An 18,815-nucleotide genomic window follows, 5' to 3' on the forward strand; every position below is an offset into this window, starting at 1 on the left:
ATTACCAAAATTCACCTTCCCAGGTGGTTCTTTGATTGGTGATGATGCCGGCTTCCTGAACTTTGCCAAGATCAAGGGTTCACATACTGCGATGAAATCCGGCATGCTCTGCGGTGAAGCGGTGTTTGAAGCGATTGCTGCTGGTGTAGAAAAAGGCGGTGATCTGGCGGTGGCGCGTGTAGTGGAAGGCGAAGATTTCTTTGTCAAAGAACTGACTGCTTATACCGACAAGTTTAACAACAGCTGGCTGAAAGAAGAGCTGTATAACTCGCGTAACTTTGGCCCGGCAATGCACAAGTTCGGTCAATGGATCGGGGGTGCCTTTAACTTTATCGACCAGAACGTGTTTAAAGTGCCATTTACCCTGCACGATCTGGTTCAGGATCATGCTGCGTTGAAAACCCAGGCGGCTGAAAGCTTCAAGCCAAACTATCCAAAACCGGATGGCAAGCTGACCTTTGACCGTCTGTCTTCAGTGTTTGTCTCGAATACGGTCCATGAAGAAAACCAGCCAGCGCATCTGAAACTCACCGATGCCTCTATTCCGGTGGAAGTGAACCTGCCGAAATGGGATGAGCCTGCACAGCGTTACTGCCCGGCAGGTGTTTATGAAATCATGGAAAATAATGACGGTTCGAAACGCTTCCAGATCAATGCAGCCAACTGTGTGCACTGCAAGACCTGTGACATTAAGGACCCTTCCCAGAACATCACCTGGGTGACACCGGAAGGTGGTGGTGGTCCGAATTACCCGAATATGTAAGGTAATTCCTGTGAATGAGAAAAATACATCTATTTCTCACATTCATATACCCACTCTTGAAGCAGTTAGTATTAACACTTCACTTTAATTTTTTAGGTAATTCCAGTTCCCTCGGGAGCTGGGATTAATAAATTTTCAAATAGAAAAATAGAAAAATAGAAAAATAGAAAAATAGAAAAATAGAAAAATAGAAAAATAGAAAAGATTGCATATAGGGTCAGAGATAAAAATAGCCTACTCGAAACCGAGTAAGCCATTTTTTAAGATTTAAAACAAATGACGAAAAATTTTAGTCATTCTTCTATGGATTATTGCTGAGCCACAAACTTGGCACGCGCTGCATGCAATTTCTTATAGCTGTCAATTAAACGTAGATGACGATCCAGCCCTTCAAGCTGCATGTTGGTTTCGGTCAAACCATAGAAACGGACTGTTCCTTCAATTGAACCTAAAACGGCATCCATACGGGCATCACCAAACATACGACGGAAGTTGTGTTCATAATCTTCCAGTTCCATTTCATCATCCAGAATGACTTCCAGAACGACATTCATGCACTGGTAGAACAGGCCACGTTCAACGGTATTGGTATTGAACTGCAGGAACTGCTCAACCAGATCTTTGGCTTCTTCAAATTGCTGCAAAGCCACATAAATCAGCAGTTTCAGTTCCAGAATCGTGAGTTGGCCCCATTCAGTATTTTCATCGAACTCGATACCGATCAAGGTTTTGATTTCGGTATAGTCATCCTCATCTGCTTCTTCCAGACGCTCAACCAATGCTTCCAATTGTTCATCATCCAGACGGTGCAGATTCAGGATATCTCCACGATATAACAAAGCCTTGTTGGTATTGTCCCAAACCAGATCTTCTACCAGATAAATTTCCGAATAGCCCGGTACCAGAATACGGCAAGCTGTTGCACCTAGATGCTGATACACCGCCATATAAACTTCATGGCCCATGTCTTCCAGAATCGTGAATAATTCCTGAGCTTCGTCCGCATTCGAATTTTGACCGTTATTAGTGAAATCCCACTCGACAAAATCATAATCTGATTTCGCGCTGAAGAAACGCCAAGACACTACACCGCTCGAGTCGATGAAATGCTCGACGAAGTTATTTGGTTCAGTCACGGCATTACTGCTAAAGGTTGGTTTTGGCAGATCATTCAGACCTTCAAAACTACGGCCTTGCAATAACTCAGTCAGACTGCGTTCTAATGCCACTTCAAAGTTAGGATGGGCACCGAATGAGGCAAATACACCGCCAGTACGCGGGTTCATCAGGGTGACACACATGACCGGGAACTGACCGCCTAAAGATGCATCTTTGACCAGAACCGGGAAGCCCTGTTCTTCTAGGCCTTTAATGCCTTCAACAATTTTTGGATATTTTGCCAGAACATGTTCAGGCACATCCGGTAGTGCCAGTTCACCTTCCAGAATTTCGCGTTTTACCCCACGTTCGAAAATTTCAGAAAGACATTGTACTTGCGCTTCAGCCAAGGTATTGCCGGCACTCATCCCGTTACTTAAGTAAAGGTTTTCGATCAGATTCGACGGGAAATAAACGGTTTCACCATCAGACTGACGTACAAATGGCAATGAACAGATGCCACGTGCTTTATTACCAGAGTTGGTGTCGTAAAGATGGATACCCAATAATTCATCTTCAGGATCATAAATTTCACGGGTATGTTCATCTAAAACTTCTGCAGGTAGTTCGCCATTTGGACCTGGCTGGAACCATTTTTCATCTGGATAATGCACAAATTCGGCATTGGCAATATCCTCACCCCAGAACTGGTCGTTATAGAAAAAGTTGCAATTCAGACGCTCAATAAATTCGCCCAAGGCAGATGCCAGCGCACTTTCTTTGGTCGAACCCTTACCATTGGTAAAGCACATTGGTGACTGCGCATTACGGATATGTAGCGACCACACATTCGGCACGATATTACGCCAAGACGCGATTTCAATCTTCATGCCAAGGCCTGCCAGAATGGCAGACATATTGGCAATCGTTTCTTCCAGCGGAAGGTCCTTACCCGGAATGAAAGTCGTATGGTCAGAAGCCAGACTTGGCATTAACAAGGCCTGAGCATCTGCATCGATACTTTCTACTTCTTCAATGACAAATTCAGGACCGGTTTGAATTACTTTCTTGACAGTACAACGATCAATCGAACGTAAAATCCCTTGGCGGTCTTTTTCAGAAATATCAGCCGGCAGTTCCACCTGAATTTTAAAAATCTGTTTATAGCGGTTTTCAGGATCAACAATATTGTTTTGCGAAAGGCGGATATTATCAGTCGGAATGTCACGTGCTGCGCAATAGACTTTGACAAAATAAGCCGCACAAAGTGCTGATGACGCCAGAAAATAATCGAATGGGCCGGGTGCCGAACCATCGCCTTTATAGCGGATCGGCTGATCGGCAATCACCGTGAAGTCATCGAACTTGGCTTCCTGGCGAAGATTATCGAGATAATTGACCTTAATTTCCATGTGGATACCTAAATATTCTTATGTGCCGTCACGGACAGATAAGATGCTGAATCTGAATATACAAGCCGGTTCACGGAGGAGAACTTGAATGAAAAATAGAAAATGGTCAGGTTATACCATTTGACGAAGTGTCTGGATAACGCTGCCGAGAATGGGCGCTATTATAGAATTATTTTATGAAATTGATAATATTTGTCTGAAATTCTGGCAGATTAAACCAGATCCTCAGTCTTTCCTGAGCTGCCGGAGCATGAATCAACTTCAAGTCATGGCTTATACTATTAATCAAAGTTGCAGATAAGGCAGATTTTCACCCGCCTAGTCTGAATGATTTCATAATTTTAAAAATCATAACTCAGTGCAAATACTGCAAGATTACGCTGCTTGTCATCATAGCGGTCATAACCGCCAAAGATATATTCACCTGACACACTCAACTGCGGTAAAAGCGCATAACTGAGTCCGGCAGAAGCATAACGAAAGGCAAACTGCTTTTCGGTATCGCCCAGTTCACCGCCCTCATATTTGCCTTCATCGTTAAAATAGCTTCCTGCTGCTGTAATGCTGGCATTGAGACGATCATTCAACTGATGGTTCAGGTTAAGCGTATAAAAAGTATCGCCCTGATTGGCATAAGCCACATCATACAGATAGGTCGATACGCTGGCGCCGATACTGGTTTGATCATTCAACGCACGACTTACATTTAAGCCCAACTCATTTCCAGTGGTGTTCTCACCGCCCGGATAATAATAGGTCGCATTCCATAAATCCCAGTCATAATTTTCGCTGCTATGGGTATAACCCAGCAGAAAATCATGCTCGAATTTGTCTGAACGATGTCCCGGACGCCCCTGCACTTCTGCATAAGAGTATCCAAGCGTAGATCCCCAATATCCAACATAAAAATTGCCATAAGCCAGATTCAATGCAGCCTGTACAGCAACGTCGTCATTTTCAGGTGCATTGGTCAAACCGCGGGAGACGTATTTGGAGACCACACTCAAGTTTCCGCTTGCTTCTATTTGTTTTACTTCCGCATCATCGGCATAACAGTAAAAACTTGAAACAGCAGCACAGCCAAACAGCACTGTTTGATTGAATATTTTCATAAAATATAAATGTATTAAGTAAAGCGGAGATAAAACCGAAAGCAGTCGAGGTTTTATCTCCGCTTTGGGACAAAATTGAAATTCGCTTTACTCCTGCTTTGCTAGGCGGCAGGAATAAAACCATAATTTAAGCGCGAGGCGCCTTGTAAAAAGGTGCAGATGAAGGCGCAAGAGCAGGTTTGCCACGAATATGGTCTGCCAGTTTTTCAGCGATCATAATCGTAGTTGCATTGAGGTTACCGGTAATGATCAAAGGCATAATCGAGGCGTCAATCACACGCAACCCCTGCATTTCATGTACGCGTCCATAACCATCGACAACCGCCATGTCATCCTCACCCATTTTACAGCTACATGATGGATGATACGCGGTTTCTGCATGATTACGAACAAATTCATCAATTTCAGCATCTGTTTGTAGATGTTTTCCCGGACTGATTTCTTCACCACGATAGGGATCCAATGCCGGCTGATGCATAATTTCCCGGGTAATCCGGATGGCATCGCGGAATTCACGCCAGTCCTGCTCGGTACTCATATAGTTGAACAGAATACTTGGATGCTCAAAGGGGTCTTTGGATTTCAGACGGACACGGCCACGTGACGGTGAACGCATAGAGCCCACATGTGCCTGAAAACCATGTTCATGAATGGCATTGGTGCCATTATAATTAATCGCTACAGGCAGGAAATGATACTGGATATTGGGCCAGTCAAATTCGTCTGAGGAGCGGATAAAACCACCGGCTTCAAACTGGTTACTGGCCCCAATACCTTTACCTAAAAACAGCCACTCCGCACCAATCATCGGCTGGTTATACCACTTGAGTGCCGGATATAAGCTAACCGGTCTTTTGCACTTATATTGCAGGTACATTTCCAGATGGTCCTGCAGATTTTCACCAACGCCTGGCAAATCCTGAACCACAGGAATATCCAGACTTTTTAACAGTTCGGCTGGACCTACACCGGAGCGTTGCAGGATTTGCGGTGAGGCAATCGCACCACCACATAATAAAACTTCACGATCCACAAAGACCTGAATCGGCTGTAAGGTATTTTGTCCTTCAAAATATTCCACACCAATTGCCTGATTACGATTAAACAAAATCCGGTTGGTCATAGCGTGGGTAATAATCGTGAGATTATCCCGGTCTTTGGCCATATCCAGATAACCACGTGCTGTACTGGAACGACGGCCTTGCGGCGTTACGGTACGGTCCATCGGTCCAAAACCTTCCTGCTGATAGCCATTCAGGTCATCAGTACGTGGATAGCCGGCCTGTACACCTGCCTCGACCATGGCATGGAACAGTTCATTATTGCCATTTTTAGGTGTTGCCACCGAAACCGGTCCAGAGTCACCATGATAATCATTGCCGCCAATATCGCGCGTTTCAGCTTTTTTATAATACGGCAGACATTCAGCATAGCTCCAGTGTTCTAGCCCCTTCAGGCTGGCCCACTGTTCCAGATCCATAGCATTACCACGAATGTAACACATGCCGTTAATTAATGAAGAACCGCCCAGACCCTTGCCGCGCCCGCACTCCATACGACGGTTATTCATATGTGGTTCAGGATCGGTCAGATAGGCCCAATTATAGCGTCGTCCCTGTAATGGATAAGCCAATGCAGCCGGCATTTGTGTTCTGAAGTCTAGACGGTAATCCGGCCCACCCGCTTCCAGCAACAGGACTTTTACATCCGGATCTTCAGTTAAACGCGCTGCCAGAACATTACCCGCAGAGCCCGCACCGATAATAATATAGTCGTAATTCATCAAATCCCCCTTATGCGCTAAATACAGATTGGAAAGGACTGAGTTCGACCTGAACCGATTTGGTCTGGGTGTAATGCTGCAAGGTCACAAGCCCATTTTCACGTCCAACACCGGAATGTTTATAACCACCGACAGGCATTTCTGCAGGCGATTCACCCCAGGTATTGATCCAGCAAATACCGGCTTCGATCTGATGAATGATCCGATGGGCGCGAGACAAATTAGGAGTGACTACACCAGCGGCCAGACCATACTCTGTGGCATTGGCGCGACAAATAGCCTCTTCTTCTGAGTCATAACTCAAAATACTCATGACCGGTCCAAAAATTTCATCACGGACAATCGTCATGTCGTCACGGCAATCGGTAAATACCGTGGGTAGCACATAAGCGCCTTGGGCAAATTGCTCATCTTCGGCACGGCCACCACCGCAAAGTAAACGAGCACCCTCTTTTTTGCCCTGTTCGATATAATCCAGCACTTTTTCCATATGAGAGAAGCTGGACACTGGACCAAAATTGGTGTCAGGATCAAGTGGATCCCCCATACGGATATAAGGAATGCGCTGCAGAATCTTTTCTTCGAATTCTGCTTTTAAGGCTAAAGGCACAAATACGCGAGTACCGTTGGTACACACCTGACCGGAACTATAGAAGTTGGCCATCATGGCTATATCTGCTGCCAGATCCAGATCGGCATCTTCACAGATAATCAGCGGAGACTTACCGCCCAGCTCCATCGTGACTTCTTTCAGGCTAGAATTTGCAGCTTGCGCCATGACCTTTTTGCCGGTAGAAACGCCACCGGTAAACGACACTTTGGCAATATCAGGATGCGAAGTCAGATAACCACCAATTTCACCACTGCCGGTAACCACATTAAAGACACCATGCGGCACACCTGCTTCAGTATAAATTTCTGCCAGTTTTAATGCAGTTAAAGGCGTCACTTCACTGGCTTTAAAGATCATGGCATTGCCTGCTGCCAGTGCAGGTGCAGATTTCCATAAGGCAATTTGAACCGGATAATTCCATGCACCAATCCCGGCAACCACACCCAAAGGTTCACGGCGAGTATAAACAAACGAACTGCTTCTGAGCGGGATTTGCTGGCCTTCTAATGCTGGCAAAATACCTGCATAGTATTCGAGTACATCTGCACCTGTCGCAATATCGACGGTGGATGTTTCACTGAAAGCTTTACCACTGTCGAGACTTTCTAAACGCGCCAGCTCGTCATTATGTTCACGGAGGATGGCAACAGCCTTGTTCAAAATACGGGAACGTTGAATCGCCGTCATTTCTGCCCAGACTTTTTGTCCTTGTTGTGCCGATTCAACAGCGCGATCGATATCTTTTCGCGTACATACCTGCACGTCTGCCAGAATTTCGCCTGTTGCAGGATTAATCGTTTGAAACGTGCTATTGGACGTTGCATCGACATATTGTCCATGAATATAAGGACGTTGCAGTTTGAATGTTGTCAATGGAATTTCCTCGCAGGTGGGTTATTTGAGTTGTTGCCGGATATATTCACTACACAGTTCAATCGGCAGTTCTGGGTCAATTTCGCCATTTACCAAAGCACCTCTTAACCAGAATCCGTCAATCAATGCTGCCAGACCTTGAGCGGCTTTCTCTGCCTGGTCTTTATTTAACTTTTTCATGAATTCGTATTTAAGATTGGAATGTAAGCGGTAATGATTGATCTGCTGTAAACGGTGTAATTCAGGTTGGTGCAAACTGCTAGCCCAGAACGCCAACCAGACTTTCATGGCCGCCTTATCCGTTTGTGGAGCAGCAAAATTACCACGTACGATCGCTAACAAGCGCTGCTCCGGTAAGTCATCAACCTGTATCTTTATCTGTGCAACAGATTTACCCAATTGCTGCAATAAGTAACGCATTGTGGCTTCAATCAAGCCATTTTTACCTTGAAAATAATGACTTATGATGCCGGTTGAGACACCTGCTCTCTGGGCAATCTGACTAATTGAAGCTTCTGCAAAACCTAGCTCATTCACTGCAGCTAAGGTGGCATCGATCAGTTGCTGACGACGGATCGGTTGCATACCAACTTTGGGCATAGGACTAACCTGAATAACGGATGTAACAATAAAAAATCACTCTGCTAAAGCAAATAGCTGAATGATGTAACAATTCATAAACGCTTTTTTAATTGAACGTTCAATTAATAAAAATTATAGTGCCAGCTCACCCTTGATGTACAGCGCAGTTTGTTTTGGATTTGCAAAAGTTTGTAATTCACGAAAACAAGGAAGCTTTACCGCAGGCTTTTGCTTTTAAATCACACTGCACTGTAGATCATCCGGCAACAAAACGATGGTTAGAGATTTATGCAAAAGAAAAATGAAGAGAAGCAAGATAGTCTGAATAAAGTGGTTTTTTATTTTTCGGCGACGCTTATTCTGCTGTTTTCTATCATTACCATTTTATTTAATGAACAAGCCAATCAAGTCATTATCAATATCTTAAACTGGGTCAGTCGTACCTTTAGCTGGTATTATCTGCTGGCGGCAACGCTGTATCTGGTTTTTATCGTCTTTATCGCCTGTTCCCGTTATGGCGAGATTAAACTCGGCCCTAAACATTCCAAACCAGAATTTAGCCTGCTGAGTTGGTCGGCGATGCTATTTTCTGCCGGGATCGGGATTGACCTGATGTTTTTCTCGGTGGCGGAACCGCTTTCCCACTATATGAATCCACCTGTGGGCGAAGGTGAAACTTTTGAAGCTGCGCGCCAGTCCATGGTGTGGACCCTGTTTCACTACGGTTTAACCGGCTGGAGTATGTATGCACTGATTGGGGTCGCGCTAGGTTATTTCAGCTATCGCTATAATTTACCGCTCACCATCCGATCAGCACTCTATCCTATTTTTGGAAAAAAAATTAATGGTCCAATTGGCCATACTGTGGATACGGCTGCAGTACTCGGCACGATTTTCGGGATTGCCACCACCTGCGGGATTGGCGTTGTGCAATTAAATTACGGCCTGCATGTATTGTTTGATTTACCAGAAAATATCTGGATTCAAACCGCACTCATCGCCGTTGCCGTGATTATTACTATTATTTCAGTCACTGCCGGTGTCAATAAAGGCATCCGGATCCTGTCTGAAATTAATATCTATGTATCAATTGGGCTGCTGCTATTCATTCTGTTTGTAGGCAATACCGAGTTTTTATTAGCCGCCTTGATTCAGAATTTTGGTGACTATATCAGCCAGTTCCCGAAGCTTTCTTTAACCAGTTTTCCTTTTGAACAACCGAAAGAGTGGATGAATAGCTGGACCCTGTTCTTCTGGGCATGGTGGATCGCCTGGTCACCTTTTGTCGGTCTGTTCCTGGCCCGTATTTCCCGTGGTCGTACCATTCGTGAATTTGTCACCGGGACTTTGGTTATTCCTCTGTTATTTACCCTGACCTGGTTGTCTATTTTCGGTAACAGTGCTTTATACAGCGTGATTTTTGATGGTAATACTCAACTTGCTACGACAGTTTTAGAAAATCCGGCACATGGTTTTTATGATCTGCTGGCGCAGTATCCAGGCTTTACCTTTACTGCAGGTGTCGCCACTATTACCGGCTTGCTGTTCTATGTGACCTCAGCGGATTCAGGGGCATTGGTATTGGGAAATTTCACGACCAAATTCACTAATATTGAGCATGATTCACCGCGCTGGCTCAGTGTGTTCTGGGCCATTGCCATCGGTTTGCTGACTTTGGCAATGCTCATGGCGAATGGCGTGACAGCATTACAGAACACCACAATTATTATGGGTCTGCCTTTTAGTTTCGTCATTTTCTTTGTGATGGCGGGACTCTATAAGTCCTTGCGTCTGGAGGATTTTCGTCAGGCAAGCACCAGCCTGAATGCGGCACCTGTGGTCGGTAATGTGGATATTTTGAACTGGAAGAAGCGTCTGAGCAGGGTCATGCTGCATCCAAGCCTGTCCCAGACCCGGACCATGCTGGACAATGTTTGCAAACCAGCCATTGAGGCCGTTGCAACCGAGTTAATTGACAAAGGCATTCAAGTCAATATTCAGGAAAAATCGCTTGAGGAAGAACCTGAACTGTATCATCTGGATCTGACCATTCAGCTCGATGAAGAAGAAAACTTTGTCTACGAAATATGGCCGGTACGCTATGACACGCCAAATTTCAGTTCACGTGGTAAACGAACCAAACGTTATTACTATCGTCTGGAAAGTTATCTCTTTGAAGGCTCTCAGGGCAACGATCTGGTCGGTTATAGCAAGGAACAGGTGATCAATGACATCCTGGATAAATATGAACGCCATATGATGTATCTGCATATTAACCGGATCAGCCCAGGTAAACGCCCGCTGTTCCCGGATCGTGAAATCTAGGATCGCTCAACTACGGAAGGACTGAATGATGTCAGAAAGTTTTAATGCTTTTGCCCTGTTTTTCTCCCTGCTCAATCCTTTTCTGATGAGTATTTATATGCTCGGAATTATCCGTAATTCCGACGCAAAAGTCTTCAACATGGCATTGATTCAGGGCAGTCTGATCAGCTTTATTGTGTTCATCATTTTTGCAAAAACCGGTGAAGCCTTCTTTAATGAAGTCTTGCATGTACGGTTTGAGTCCTTCCAGATTTTTGGCGGTATTATCTTTCTGGTGATTGGTTACCGTTATGTCTTTGAAGGTGCTGATACGATTGGCGTGATGCGTGGAGCGCCCAGTCATCTGGCCGGTACCATCGCCATGCCGTTTATGATCGGTCCGGGTACCATTTCGGCATCTGTGATCACCGGTATACAGCTCAGTTTAATGCAAACCATTCTGGTGATTTTCTTTACCCTGTTTCTAACCTGTAGCTTGCTGATCCTGATGAAATATCTGCATGATCATTTACAGCATAAATATTCTAACTACATTGACCTGTATGTCGATATTGTCGGTCGTGTTGCTGCGCTTCTGATTGGTACGATTGCCATCGATATGATTGTGACAGGCGTTACCGGAATTTTGGAAACCTGATAAATCCTTTCTATCAATAAATAAAAAGAGCGGTTTTTACCGCTCTTTTTTGATTTTAAATAATTAAAATTTAAATGACACACCGGCATAAGTAGAAAAACCTTCACCTGGCGAAGATCGCGCTACATCAGCACCTTGATCATTTAGCCCAGGAATCACGACCGCAGCATATTTTTCATCGGTGATATTTTTAAAGTTGATCCAGGTTTTCCATGATTGATGTTCTGGTGCATAACCCAGGTCAATGCCCCAGATCTGATAGTCGTCACTAAATCGGCTATTGGCATAATCATGTGCCATTTTGGATGCATATTCAGTATTCAGACCAATATACAGGCCATTATTCAAAGCATAACTCAGTTGAGCCTGATAAAGATGTTTTGGAATCCCCGGTAACTGGTTCTTGCCAAACAATGGATCATTTTTATACTGAAAATCGCTAAGCGTATAAGCTTGTTGCAGACGCACTTCGCCATATTCGGATTCATGCAATGGCGTATCCAGACTTAGCTCCACCCCTTGATGAATCGTTGGTGTGGCATTTGCTTCTACACTAATTCTTTCCTCTGAAGTAGTAGAATCAGAATCATTCCCGTAATTTTTAATCATTTCAGAAGACAATAGCTCCTTTTTAATCTTGGAATAATAGTAGCTCAGTGCCCAGTCTCCAAAACCTGATTGTCCACGCCCCCCCAGTTCAAAACTATTGGTGGTTTGCGTATCCAAATAGATTGGCGCACGTACTCGATTTGATGCAGCTCCACTGTCTTTAGAATAGTAATAAGGTGAAGACCAAGCCATTGCCCAAGGATGTGCCGGTTCAATACTCCGGCTTAAATTAGCAAACCATTGCACAGAGTCATTTGGCTGATAGGTCAATCCAACTCGTGGTGCAAAATTCCATTCATAACGACTGACTTTAGGATCTACATCAGGACCTAAATCTGGGTCGGGAATAATATTTGCATAAGTCACTTCACTTTCCCGATGGGTATACACAGCTGCCAATCCCAGATCTAATTTGAACTGATCATTTAATGTAGTTTCCTGATCAAATTGCAGCACGTTGTCTGAACCACGATAGGTATAACGGCGGGTAACTGTGTCTGCCGGATAAGTTTGATTACCAATTTCTGTATTAAATCTTAAAGTTTCAGTAACCCCACTGTCCGGGCGGTGTGTGGTAGTGCGCAAGGCAATACGCCCCTGATGCTCCAGACCTAGAAACTGATAAGGCCTTTCATACTGGAAGCGCGCTGTAATATCTTCATAATCGACATTAGTACGATAACTGCTTTCACGTAAATCCAGCGGATAATGATGATAAGCCAGACTGCCAGTCAGTTTTGCATCATCCTGTAAATTCCAGGTCGTGGTATTGGCCAGCCAAGTACTGCCCGGCTGAATCCGTTTGGCATCTACCGCTAAATTAAAGCTATTCGCTGCTTCAGGATCATTTTTGAGCTGTTCTTGTGTAATCCGTCCTGGAGTTAAATGCTTGCTCTCACGGTAACGAGCATAAAAACGGGTTTCGATATCCGGACTGATCTGATAGCCCAAATTAAAAGCCAGACCCTTACCATCGCCTTCAGCATGATCCTGAATTCCATCAAACTGGGTACTCGTCAGCGCCAGATAATAATCCATCTGATCCAGCTTTCGGCCGGTACTAAACTGATATTTTTGATAACCATGGCTGCCCATTTCATATTTGAGTTCAGAGCCATCCTGATCTGCGCCGGTCTTGGTTCTATAGTTGATTGTTCCACCTAAGGCCAGTCCGCCTTGCTTAAAGCCATTGGCTCCGCGATAAACCCCGACATGATTAATCCACCAGGGTTCTAGCAGTTCATACGCTGTACCGCCCGGCCCGGTAAATGGAATATCGTCAATCAGGACGTGCGTACCGGATGCGTGTGCACCTGAAGTCCGGTTGATTCCTGAGCCACGGATCGATATTTTTGCACCTTCATTCCCTGCAGACTGGGCATAAATTCCTGGCTGTAAACGGAACACATCGGCTGTGGTTGCAAGTCGCTGCTGTTCTAATTGCGGCTCACCAATGAAATTCGTTCCTCCTGAAACCTGAGCCAGCTCTTTCTGATATTGCTGCTGCGGATTGGCATTTTGCTCAGCGCTGATCACAATGGTATTCAGCTGTTGAACGTTGCCCGGTTCTACGGCAGTTTCAGCATAAAGATGACCTGAGACAATCGACAGAATCATGAGGCTCAGCGGGCTTTTCTTGAGAGGAATTTTTGTCATGTGCATGGCGATTTTATACAGTCCTGTATAAGTGATTCCGTTTTATGAGAGGAAATCAGTTTAAAAATTATGCTGTAGCATAGATCAACATTGTTATTTTCAGGAGTTATTTTCTGCCAAAAAATTGACTGATCAGCGTATGTTTTTTCATTTTATTTAATCTTTTTATTAAAAATCAACTTGCAAGATCAAAACCACATCCTAACAAGTTCCAAGAACTTAATTTTTAAGTAACTGATATTTAATAATATGCAATTTAATTCTGCACAGATGTATTTCCACTTGGCAAAATGTGATAAGTAGAAAAATTTATAATCGACCAAACCAGTTCTTTAATTTCGAAAGTTGGCCGAAGTTGTATATTTTCTGATTTAAAGTAGACAAGATTAACCTCGTCACCTTATAGAAAAATTGAAATCCTTGAGAGAAAAACAATCAATTTTTAAAAATCCTGACGATGCAGGATTTTTAAAAATAACGGACTAAATATATTTAACTATTCGCAAATTAGCTGTAATAGACCTGTCTTTTCTTGGAAAACCGATCCAGCTGTTTCAAGAAGCCTTCAAAATAATCTTTCTGCTTTTCTTCTGTGCGATAGCCGGCGTATAAAGTTCGACGTAAGCCTTCAGGCGCCACGCAGTCTAAACGGCGTGATGTCACCCAGCCTTTCTGCTCATATTCATTGACCACCCAATCAGGTAATGCACCAATCCCGCGACCACTTGCCACCAACTGAATCAGCATTTGGGTCAAGTCGGTGGTGCGAATGGCTTTTGGTAGAATATTAGCGGGAATAAACAAGCGCGACATAATGTCCAAACGGTGTTTATCCACCGGATAAGTCACCAGCGTTTCTTCAGCAAGTTCCTGAACAGTAATCTCTTTCGCACGTACTAATGGATGGGTATTGGATAAAACCAAGCGTGATTCGTATTCAAATATTGGAAAATATTCAATGCCTTTAAGCGCAATCGGATCAGCCGTAATCAGCAGATCAAACTCTCCAGTTTGCAATAATTCATGCGGATTCGACTCAAAACCTGAGGCAAAGTCCAGGTCTACATCCGGATATTGCATCCGGTATTGATTGAGTAGCGGCATCAACCAGTCAAAACAGCTATGACATTCAGAGGAAAAAACAATTCGTCCGGTCTGACCATGCACAATTCGGCTGATATCACTCTGTGCAATTTGAACTTGCGGTAATATTTCATCTGCCAGTTTTAGCAACCGCTCCCCAACATTTGAAAAGCTCACAGGGCGACTACGCCGATTGACCACTTCGATGCCAAACCATTGGTCGAGTTCACGTAGCTGATGTGACAAGGCTGATGGGGTTAAACATAAATCACTTGCTGCTGCAACCAGAGAACCATGCTCCCGCAGAGCAGTTAAAGTTCTTAAATGGCGAAGTTCTATCATGAAAAATACCGGAAATTTAAAAGACGGATGACACTTAATCTGTCTTAAGCATAACCCATTTTTCTTATTTTATTTAGTTTTTCTCATTTCAAAACCAGAATAATGAGATATATTCAACTATTAGGTTTATAGGTTTAAATTACTATTCCCTTAATTTCATTAATTTAATTTTCTTGGTTAACTTAACCATCATTAAAATAACCTATAAAATATTGATTAAACTTACAGCAGCATCAAGATAGAAAACTAACTCCGGTATAAAAGTCACAGAATAATTTTGCTGCACTCATACAATAAAAATTAGAAAGTATTTTAGAGGATGAAAGACTATGTCGAATCCAATCGATCGAAATGATGAAGAACTCACTGAAGAACAACTTGATCCTCAAGAAAAACAGGATCGTGAGATCCAGCGAGGTCAATTAGGCCTTCATGATCCACAGAGACAACGTGATCAGCTGCGTCAGGAAAGACAGGATGAGGAACAAATTCAGTAATTTTCCCTGAGATGCAAAATAAAAAACTCCCCATTCTTAAAATAGATGGGGAGTTTTTTTTCAGTATTAAAAAGTTAGGGACTAGTTTTTCGCATCACCACATCTTATACATCTGATCTAATCTGAACAGCTCACCTTCTTGGATGAGTGCTATTTTACTATTTCGTTTCTGTAGAGGCTTTTGCTTGTAGGGACTGCGCTTGTATTTCTGCCGTTTTTTTCTTGGCCTGAATTTGTGCCGCTATTTCCTGATTTTTCTCAGCAAAACGCAAGCCACCATCTCCGGCGAGACTGGTTTGGCTCATCACCATGCTGCTGCTCAAGATTAAAATCAGCTTAAAAAATTGAATTTTCATGTCTCATCTGCCTTTTTATTCTAATGGTATTAAAAATAAGCAATTATTATTCCAATGTTTTTATGCTTACTTAGATTTTAACTGCACTTTCTATTTTATAGGGATAATCTTCGAAAACACAGAGTCAATCATCGTAAAAATAGAAAAATCTGCAATAAGAATAAATAGATATTTTGACTACATCTCAGCTCAAATCACATCTGATTTTTTACTTCAGTCAAAAAAAATCGTTCAACAGCTTATTTGGATTATTTTCATTGGCTAAAATATAGTGCAAACACCCAGAGCAATAACAAAAAAAGAATCGCTGTGCAGGATTTCCAGAAAGTGACTGGATGCTTTTCAAGCATAGGGCGTGAAACTGATTTTTTAAATTTGATATCTGGGTGTTTCAGATCATATATAAAGGCTGAAAGTGCTTCATAGCGCTGCTCCGGGCGAATGGAAAGCGCTTTTTTAAAGATTGCGTCCAAGCCATGTGGCAGATCCGGTCGATACTCATAGAGAGGATGATATCGAACCTGCTTTAAGGCCTTTTCGGTCTTGCAGCGCGCGAGGTCCGTCCCATAAGGCAACTGTCGGGTTAATAAATAATAACTCATCACCGCCAGCGAGAACTGATCTGATTTTACTGAGGGTGAGCGTCCAATAAAATACTCAGGTGCCATAAAGGCCAAGGTTCCCAAAGGAACATCTGCGTGTTTGGGATTCAGTTCAACCAGACCTCTGACCGCAGTCGATCCATAATCAATCAGTTTCACTTTCAAGGTATCGGCTGGTTCGAGCAGCATGACATTTTCTGGTCGTACATCCTGGTGCAGCATTTCAAGACGGTGCATGGCATTCAGTGCCTTGGCCACCTGCTCAATGATCGGAAGCAACTGCTGTAAAGTTAAAGCAGTTTTATGACGGTGCAGCCATCGGTTTAGGCTTTCCCCTTGTAAATATTCATAACTTTGAAATAAAAACTTCTTGCTGCCCTTATGTGGATAGCATTGCAGCAGATTTTCATGTTTTAAGCGTTTCGATACCCAGTCTTCCAGCTGAAATTGTTCCATCGCTTGCAGGTCATCCTGCACATCGACAGACAAGGTTTTAATGACCAGCTGATTTTGTGTCGCTTCATCATGCGCCAAATAGAGGCTGCTGCGATGATTTTGGTGCAGAATTTTATCAATTCGATAACCTTCAAACAGATCACCATGACTCAACTGGTGTGGAAATAAAACATAGCTCTTGATATGAAAGGATTCCTCATCAGGAAACTGTTCCACTTTGATGATTTGAATGGTGAGATTGTCATCACTACCCCGCTTTAAGGCTAGTTCGACTATAGACTTGGCAATGATATCCAGATGTTGTTGCTGTTGAAGCAGATCTGATATGAGCTGCATATCAATAAACTCATAGACACCATCTGTCATCAAGATAAAGAAATCATCTTCACATAATTCAAGCTGCTGATAATCGACATCGATACGATGGTCGGCACCCAGTGCACGACTTAAATAATGTTCTGTTGATGACAGGCAAACACGGTGATCAGCCGTCAACTGTTCAATGACTTGTGCCTGAATGCGATAAATCCGGCTGTCGCCAGCATGAAAGATATGTGCCCTATTTTGTTTCAAAATCAGTGCACTAAAGGTGCAGACATAACCCTGGTCTTTATCAAAACGCCCGCGGCTTTGCTGGGTTTGTGCATAGAGCCAGGAATTGGTCGCACGAATGACCCGTGCCGCTGAAGTTTGGGTGCTCCATGCATCCGAAGTCGAGTAATAATCCGATAAAAAACTGCTGACTGCAGTTTCTGCTGCAATATGACTGACATTGCTGCTACTGATCCCGTCTGCAATTGCACAGGCAATTCCCTTACTGCTAAGCGCGTGGCCTTCAGGAATATAGACCCCATGAAAATCCTGATTCTGGGCTTTGATTCCAGCGGAAGAATATTGCCCAATGCTGATCTTTAATTTTTTATTCATTTTAAATACTCAAAAAGGGATCGAATCGATCCCTTTAATCTCAAGACATAAATCATCACGCTCAGATTAGAATTCTTTTTTATCACCAGTACGTACATGCGTGGTATAGAGTGCCAGACCGGTCAGTGCCAAACCACCCACCAAATTCCCCAGTGCCACCGGTAATTCATTCCACAAGAAATAGTCTGTAATCGAGAAATCACCGCCCATCATCATGGCAAATGGGAACAGGAACATATTCACCACTGAATGTTCAAAGCCCATGGCGAAAAACAGCATGATTGGCATCCACATCGCGATGAATTTGCCACTGACCGTGGTCGACATCATGGCACCAATTACACCGAGTGACACCATCCAGTTACACAGCATGCCGCGGATAAAAATCGTCATCCAGCCAGCAAAGCCATATTCGGCATAGCCCAAAGTCCGGTCTTCCCCAATATGGGCAATTTTCACCCCGACCGCGTTCGGTTCAGCTGCGAAACCCATGGTATAGACTGCGGCCATCAACACTGCCACGGTCAAACATCCAGCAAAGTTACCTAAAAAAACCAGACCCCAGTTTTTTAAAATACGGGCCCACGTCACCCCAGGACGTTTGTCTAACCAGGCTAATGGAGTCAATACAAATACCCCGGTCAGCAGGTCATAGCCCAATAGATACAACATGCAGAAACCGACTGGAAATAGCAGCGCACCGATCAGCGGCACCCCTGTTTGTACCGCAATCGTCACGGCAAATACTGCTGCCAGCGCCAGAATTGCGCCTGCCATAAACGCACGGATTAAAACATCGCGCGTTGCCATATGAAGTTTTGCCTCACCGGCATCGACCACTTTTTTTGCAAACTCTGCAGGAGCAAGATAAGCCATATTTTTATCCCCTTTATATAAATTACTTACCTGTTTGCAAATAAAAAACGCCTAAGGTCTATTTCAACCTTAGGCGTCTTTGCCTTGTATTATTCAAACAGATCAATCGTGTCATGGCGCCGTTGCCATATTTAATATAGATAAAAGCAAATAGCATGCCACTTATTTTAAATGGCTAATAAAAATCCTATAAATTATTTTAAAATTTCATCC

14 protein-coding genes are annotated in these 18,815 nt (G+C 43.6%); 4 read left to right on the plus strand and 10 right to left on the minus strand.

Translation table 11 applies throughout. The features are described from left to right. On the plus strand, nucleotides 1–763 hold a 763-nt coding region (locus tag Q9R21_RS14240), incomplete at its 5' end, for a 4Fe-4S dicluster domain-containing protein (protein WP_311204563.1). Between the two features lie 308 nt (nucleotides 764–1,071). Here Q9R21_RS14240 and Q9R21_RS14245 read toward each other — a convergent pair. From Q9R21_RS14245 to betI, 5 genes are all read right to left on the minus strand, one after another. Next, nucleotides 1,072–3,273 (minus strand): OsmC domain/YcaO domain-containing protein, encoded by a 2,202-nt coding sequence (locus tag Q9R21_RS14245; RefSeq protein ID WP_311204733.1) that lies wholly within the window; start codon nucleotides 3,271–3,273, stop codon nucleotides 1,072–1,074. A gap of 341 nt (nucleotides 3,274–3,614) precedes the next feature. Beyond that, on the minus strand, nucleotides 3,615–4,385 hold the full coding sequence (locus tag Q9R21_RS14250) for a hypothetical protein (RefSeq protein ID WP_243474339.1): 771 nt from the start codon (nucleotides 4,383–4,385) through the stop codon (nucleotides 3,615–3,617). A 127-nt stretch (nucleotides 4,386–4,512) separates the two neighbouring features. Beyond that, nucleotides 4,513–6,168 carry a choline dehydrogenase gene (gene betA / locus Q9R21_RS14255; RefSeq protein WP_253148254.1) on the minus strand — a complete coding sequence of 552 codons (1,656 nt, stop codon included), beginning with the start codon at nucleotides 6,166–6,168 and terminating at the stop codon, nucleotides 4,513–4,515. A 10-nt stretch (nucleotides 6,169–6,178) separates the two neighbouring features. Further along, nucleotides 6,179–7,654, minus strand: a complete 1,476-nt coding sequence (gene betB, locus Q9R21_RS14260) for a betaine-aldehyde dehydrogenase (RefSeq protein ID WP_311204734.1) — start codon at nucleotides 7,652–7,654, stop codon at nucleotides 6,179–6,181. A gap of 21 nt (nucleotides 7,655–7,675) precedes the next feature. After that, on the minus strand, nucleotides 7,676–8,254 hold the full coding sequence (gene betI, locus Q9R21_RS14265) for a transcriptional regulator BetI (protein WP_004731001.1): 579 nt from the start codon (nucleotides 8,252–8,254) through the stop codon (nucleotides 7,676–7,678). A gap of 270 nt (nucleotides 8,255–8,524) precedes the next feature. Between betI and Q9R21_RS14270 the strand changes: the two genes are divergently transcribed. Both Q9R21_RS14270 and Q9R21_RS14275 read left to right on the plus strand, forming a co-directional pair. Further along, nucleotides 8,525–10,561, plus strand: a complete 2,037-nt coding sequence (locus Q9R21_RS14270; protein ID WP_311204735.1) for a choline transporter — start codon at nucleotides 8,525–8,527, stop codon at nucleotides 10,559–10,561. A gap of 28 nt (nucleotides 10,562–10,589) precedes the next feature. Continuing rightward, nucleotides 10,590–11,198, plus strand: a complete 609-nt coding sequence (locus Q9R21_RS14275) for a MarC family protein (protein WP_311204738.1) — start codon at nucleotides 10,590–10,592, stop codon at nucleotides 11,196–11,198. Between the two features lie 63 nt (nucleotides 11,199–11,261). Here Q9R21_RS14275 and Q9R21_RS14280 read toward each other — a convergent pair whose 3' ends face one another. Together Q9R21_RS14280 and Q9R21_RS14285 are read right to left on the minus strand one after the other, a co-directional pair. Next, nucleotides 11,262–13,469 carry a TonB-dependent receptor domain-containing protein gene (locus Q9R21_RS14280; RefSeq protein ID WP_311204736.1) on the minus strand — a complete coding sequence of 736 codons (2,208 nt, stop codon included), beginning with the start codon at nucleotides 13,467–13,469 and terminating at the stop codon, nucleotides 11,262–11,264. 501 nt (nucleotides 13,470–13,970) lie between these two features. After that, nucleotides 13,971–14,888: a LysR family transcriptional regulator gene (locus tag Q9R21_RS14285; protein ID WP_004646984.1), complete on the minus strand. Its 918-nt coding sequence runs from the start codon at nucleotides 14,886–14,888 to the stop codon at nucleotides 13,971–13,973. A gap of 329 nt (nucleotides 14,889–15,217) precedes the next feature. On the opposite strand from Q9R21_RS14285, the gene Q9R21_RS14290 reads away from it, so the two are divergent. Further along, nucleotides 15,218–15,385 carry a hypothetical protein gene (locus tag Q9R21_RS14290; protein ID WP_004280333.1) on the plus strand — a complete coding sequence of 56 codons (168 nt, stop codon included), beginning with the start codon at nucleotides 15,218–15,220 and terminating at the stop codon, nucleotides 15,383–15,385. Between the two features lie 158 nt (nucleotides 15,386–15,543). Here the strand turns inward: Q9R21_RS14290 and Q9R21_RS14295 are convergent, their stop codons facing one another. The 3 genes from Q9R21_RS14295 to Q9R21_RS14305 form a co-directional block, all read right to left on the minus strand. Next, complete coding sequence (locus Q9R21_RS14295) at nucleotides 15,544–15,741, minus strand: hypothetical protein (protein ID WP_004646985.1); 198 nt, start codon at nucleotides 15,739–15,741, stop codon at nucleotides 15,544–15,546. Nucleotides 15,742–15,995: 254 nt separating this feature from the next. After that, the gene (locus Q9R21_RS14300; RefSeq protein ID WP_311204737.1) at nucleotides 15,996–17,726 is read right to left on the minus strand and encodes a bifunctional protein-serine/threonine kinase/phosphatase; all 1,731 of its coding nucleotides are present in this window, start codon (nucleotides 17,724–17,726) and stop codon (nucleotides 15,996–15,998) included. A gap of 66 nt (nucleotides 17,727–17,792) precedes the next feature. Continuing rightward, the gene (locus Q9R21_RS14305; RefSeq protein ID WP_004280337.1) at nucleotides 17,793–18,602 is read right to left on the minus strand and encodes a formate/nitrite transporter family protein; all 810 of its coding nucleotides are present in this window, start codon (nucleotides 18,600–18,602) and stop codon (nucleotides 17,793–17,795) included. Between the last annotated feature and the right edge of the window lie 213 nt (nucleotides 18,603–18,815).

Origin of the sequence: Acinetobacter sp. RG5 (assembly GCF_031844265.1) — a bacterium.
Classification (GTDB): domain Bacteria; phylum Pseudomonadota; class Gammaproteobacteria; order Pseudomonadales; family Moraxellaceae; genus Acinetobacter.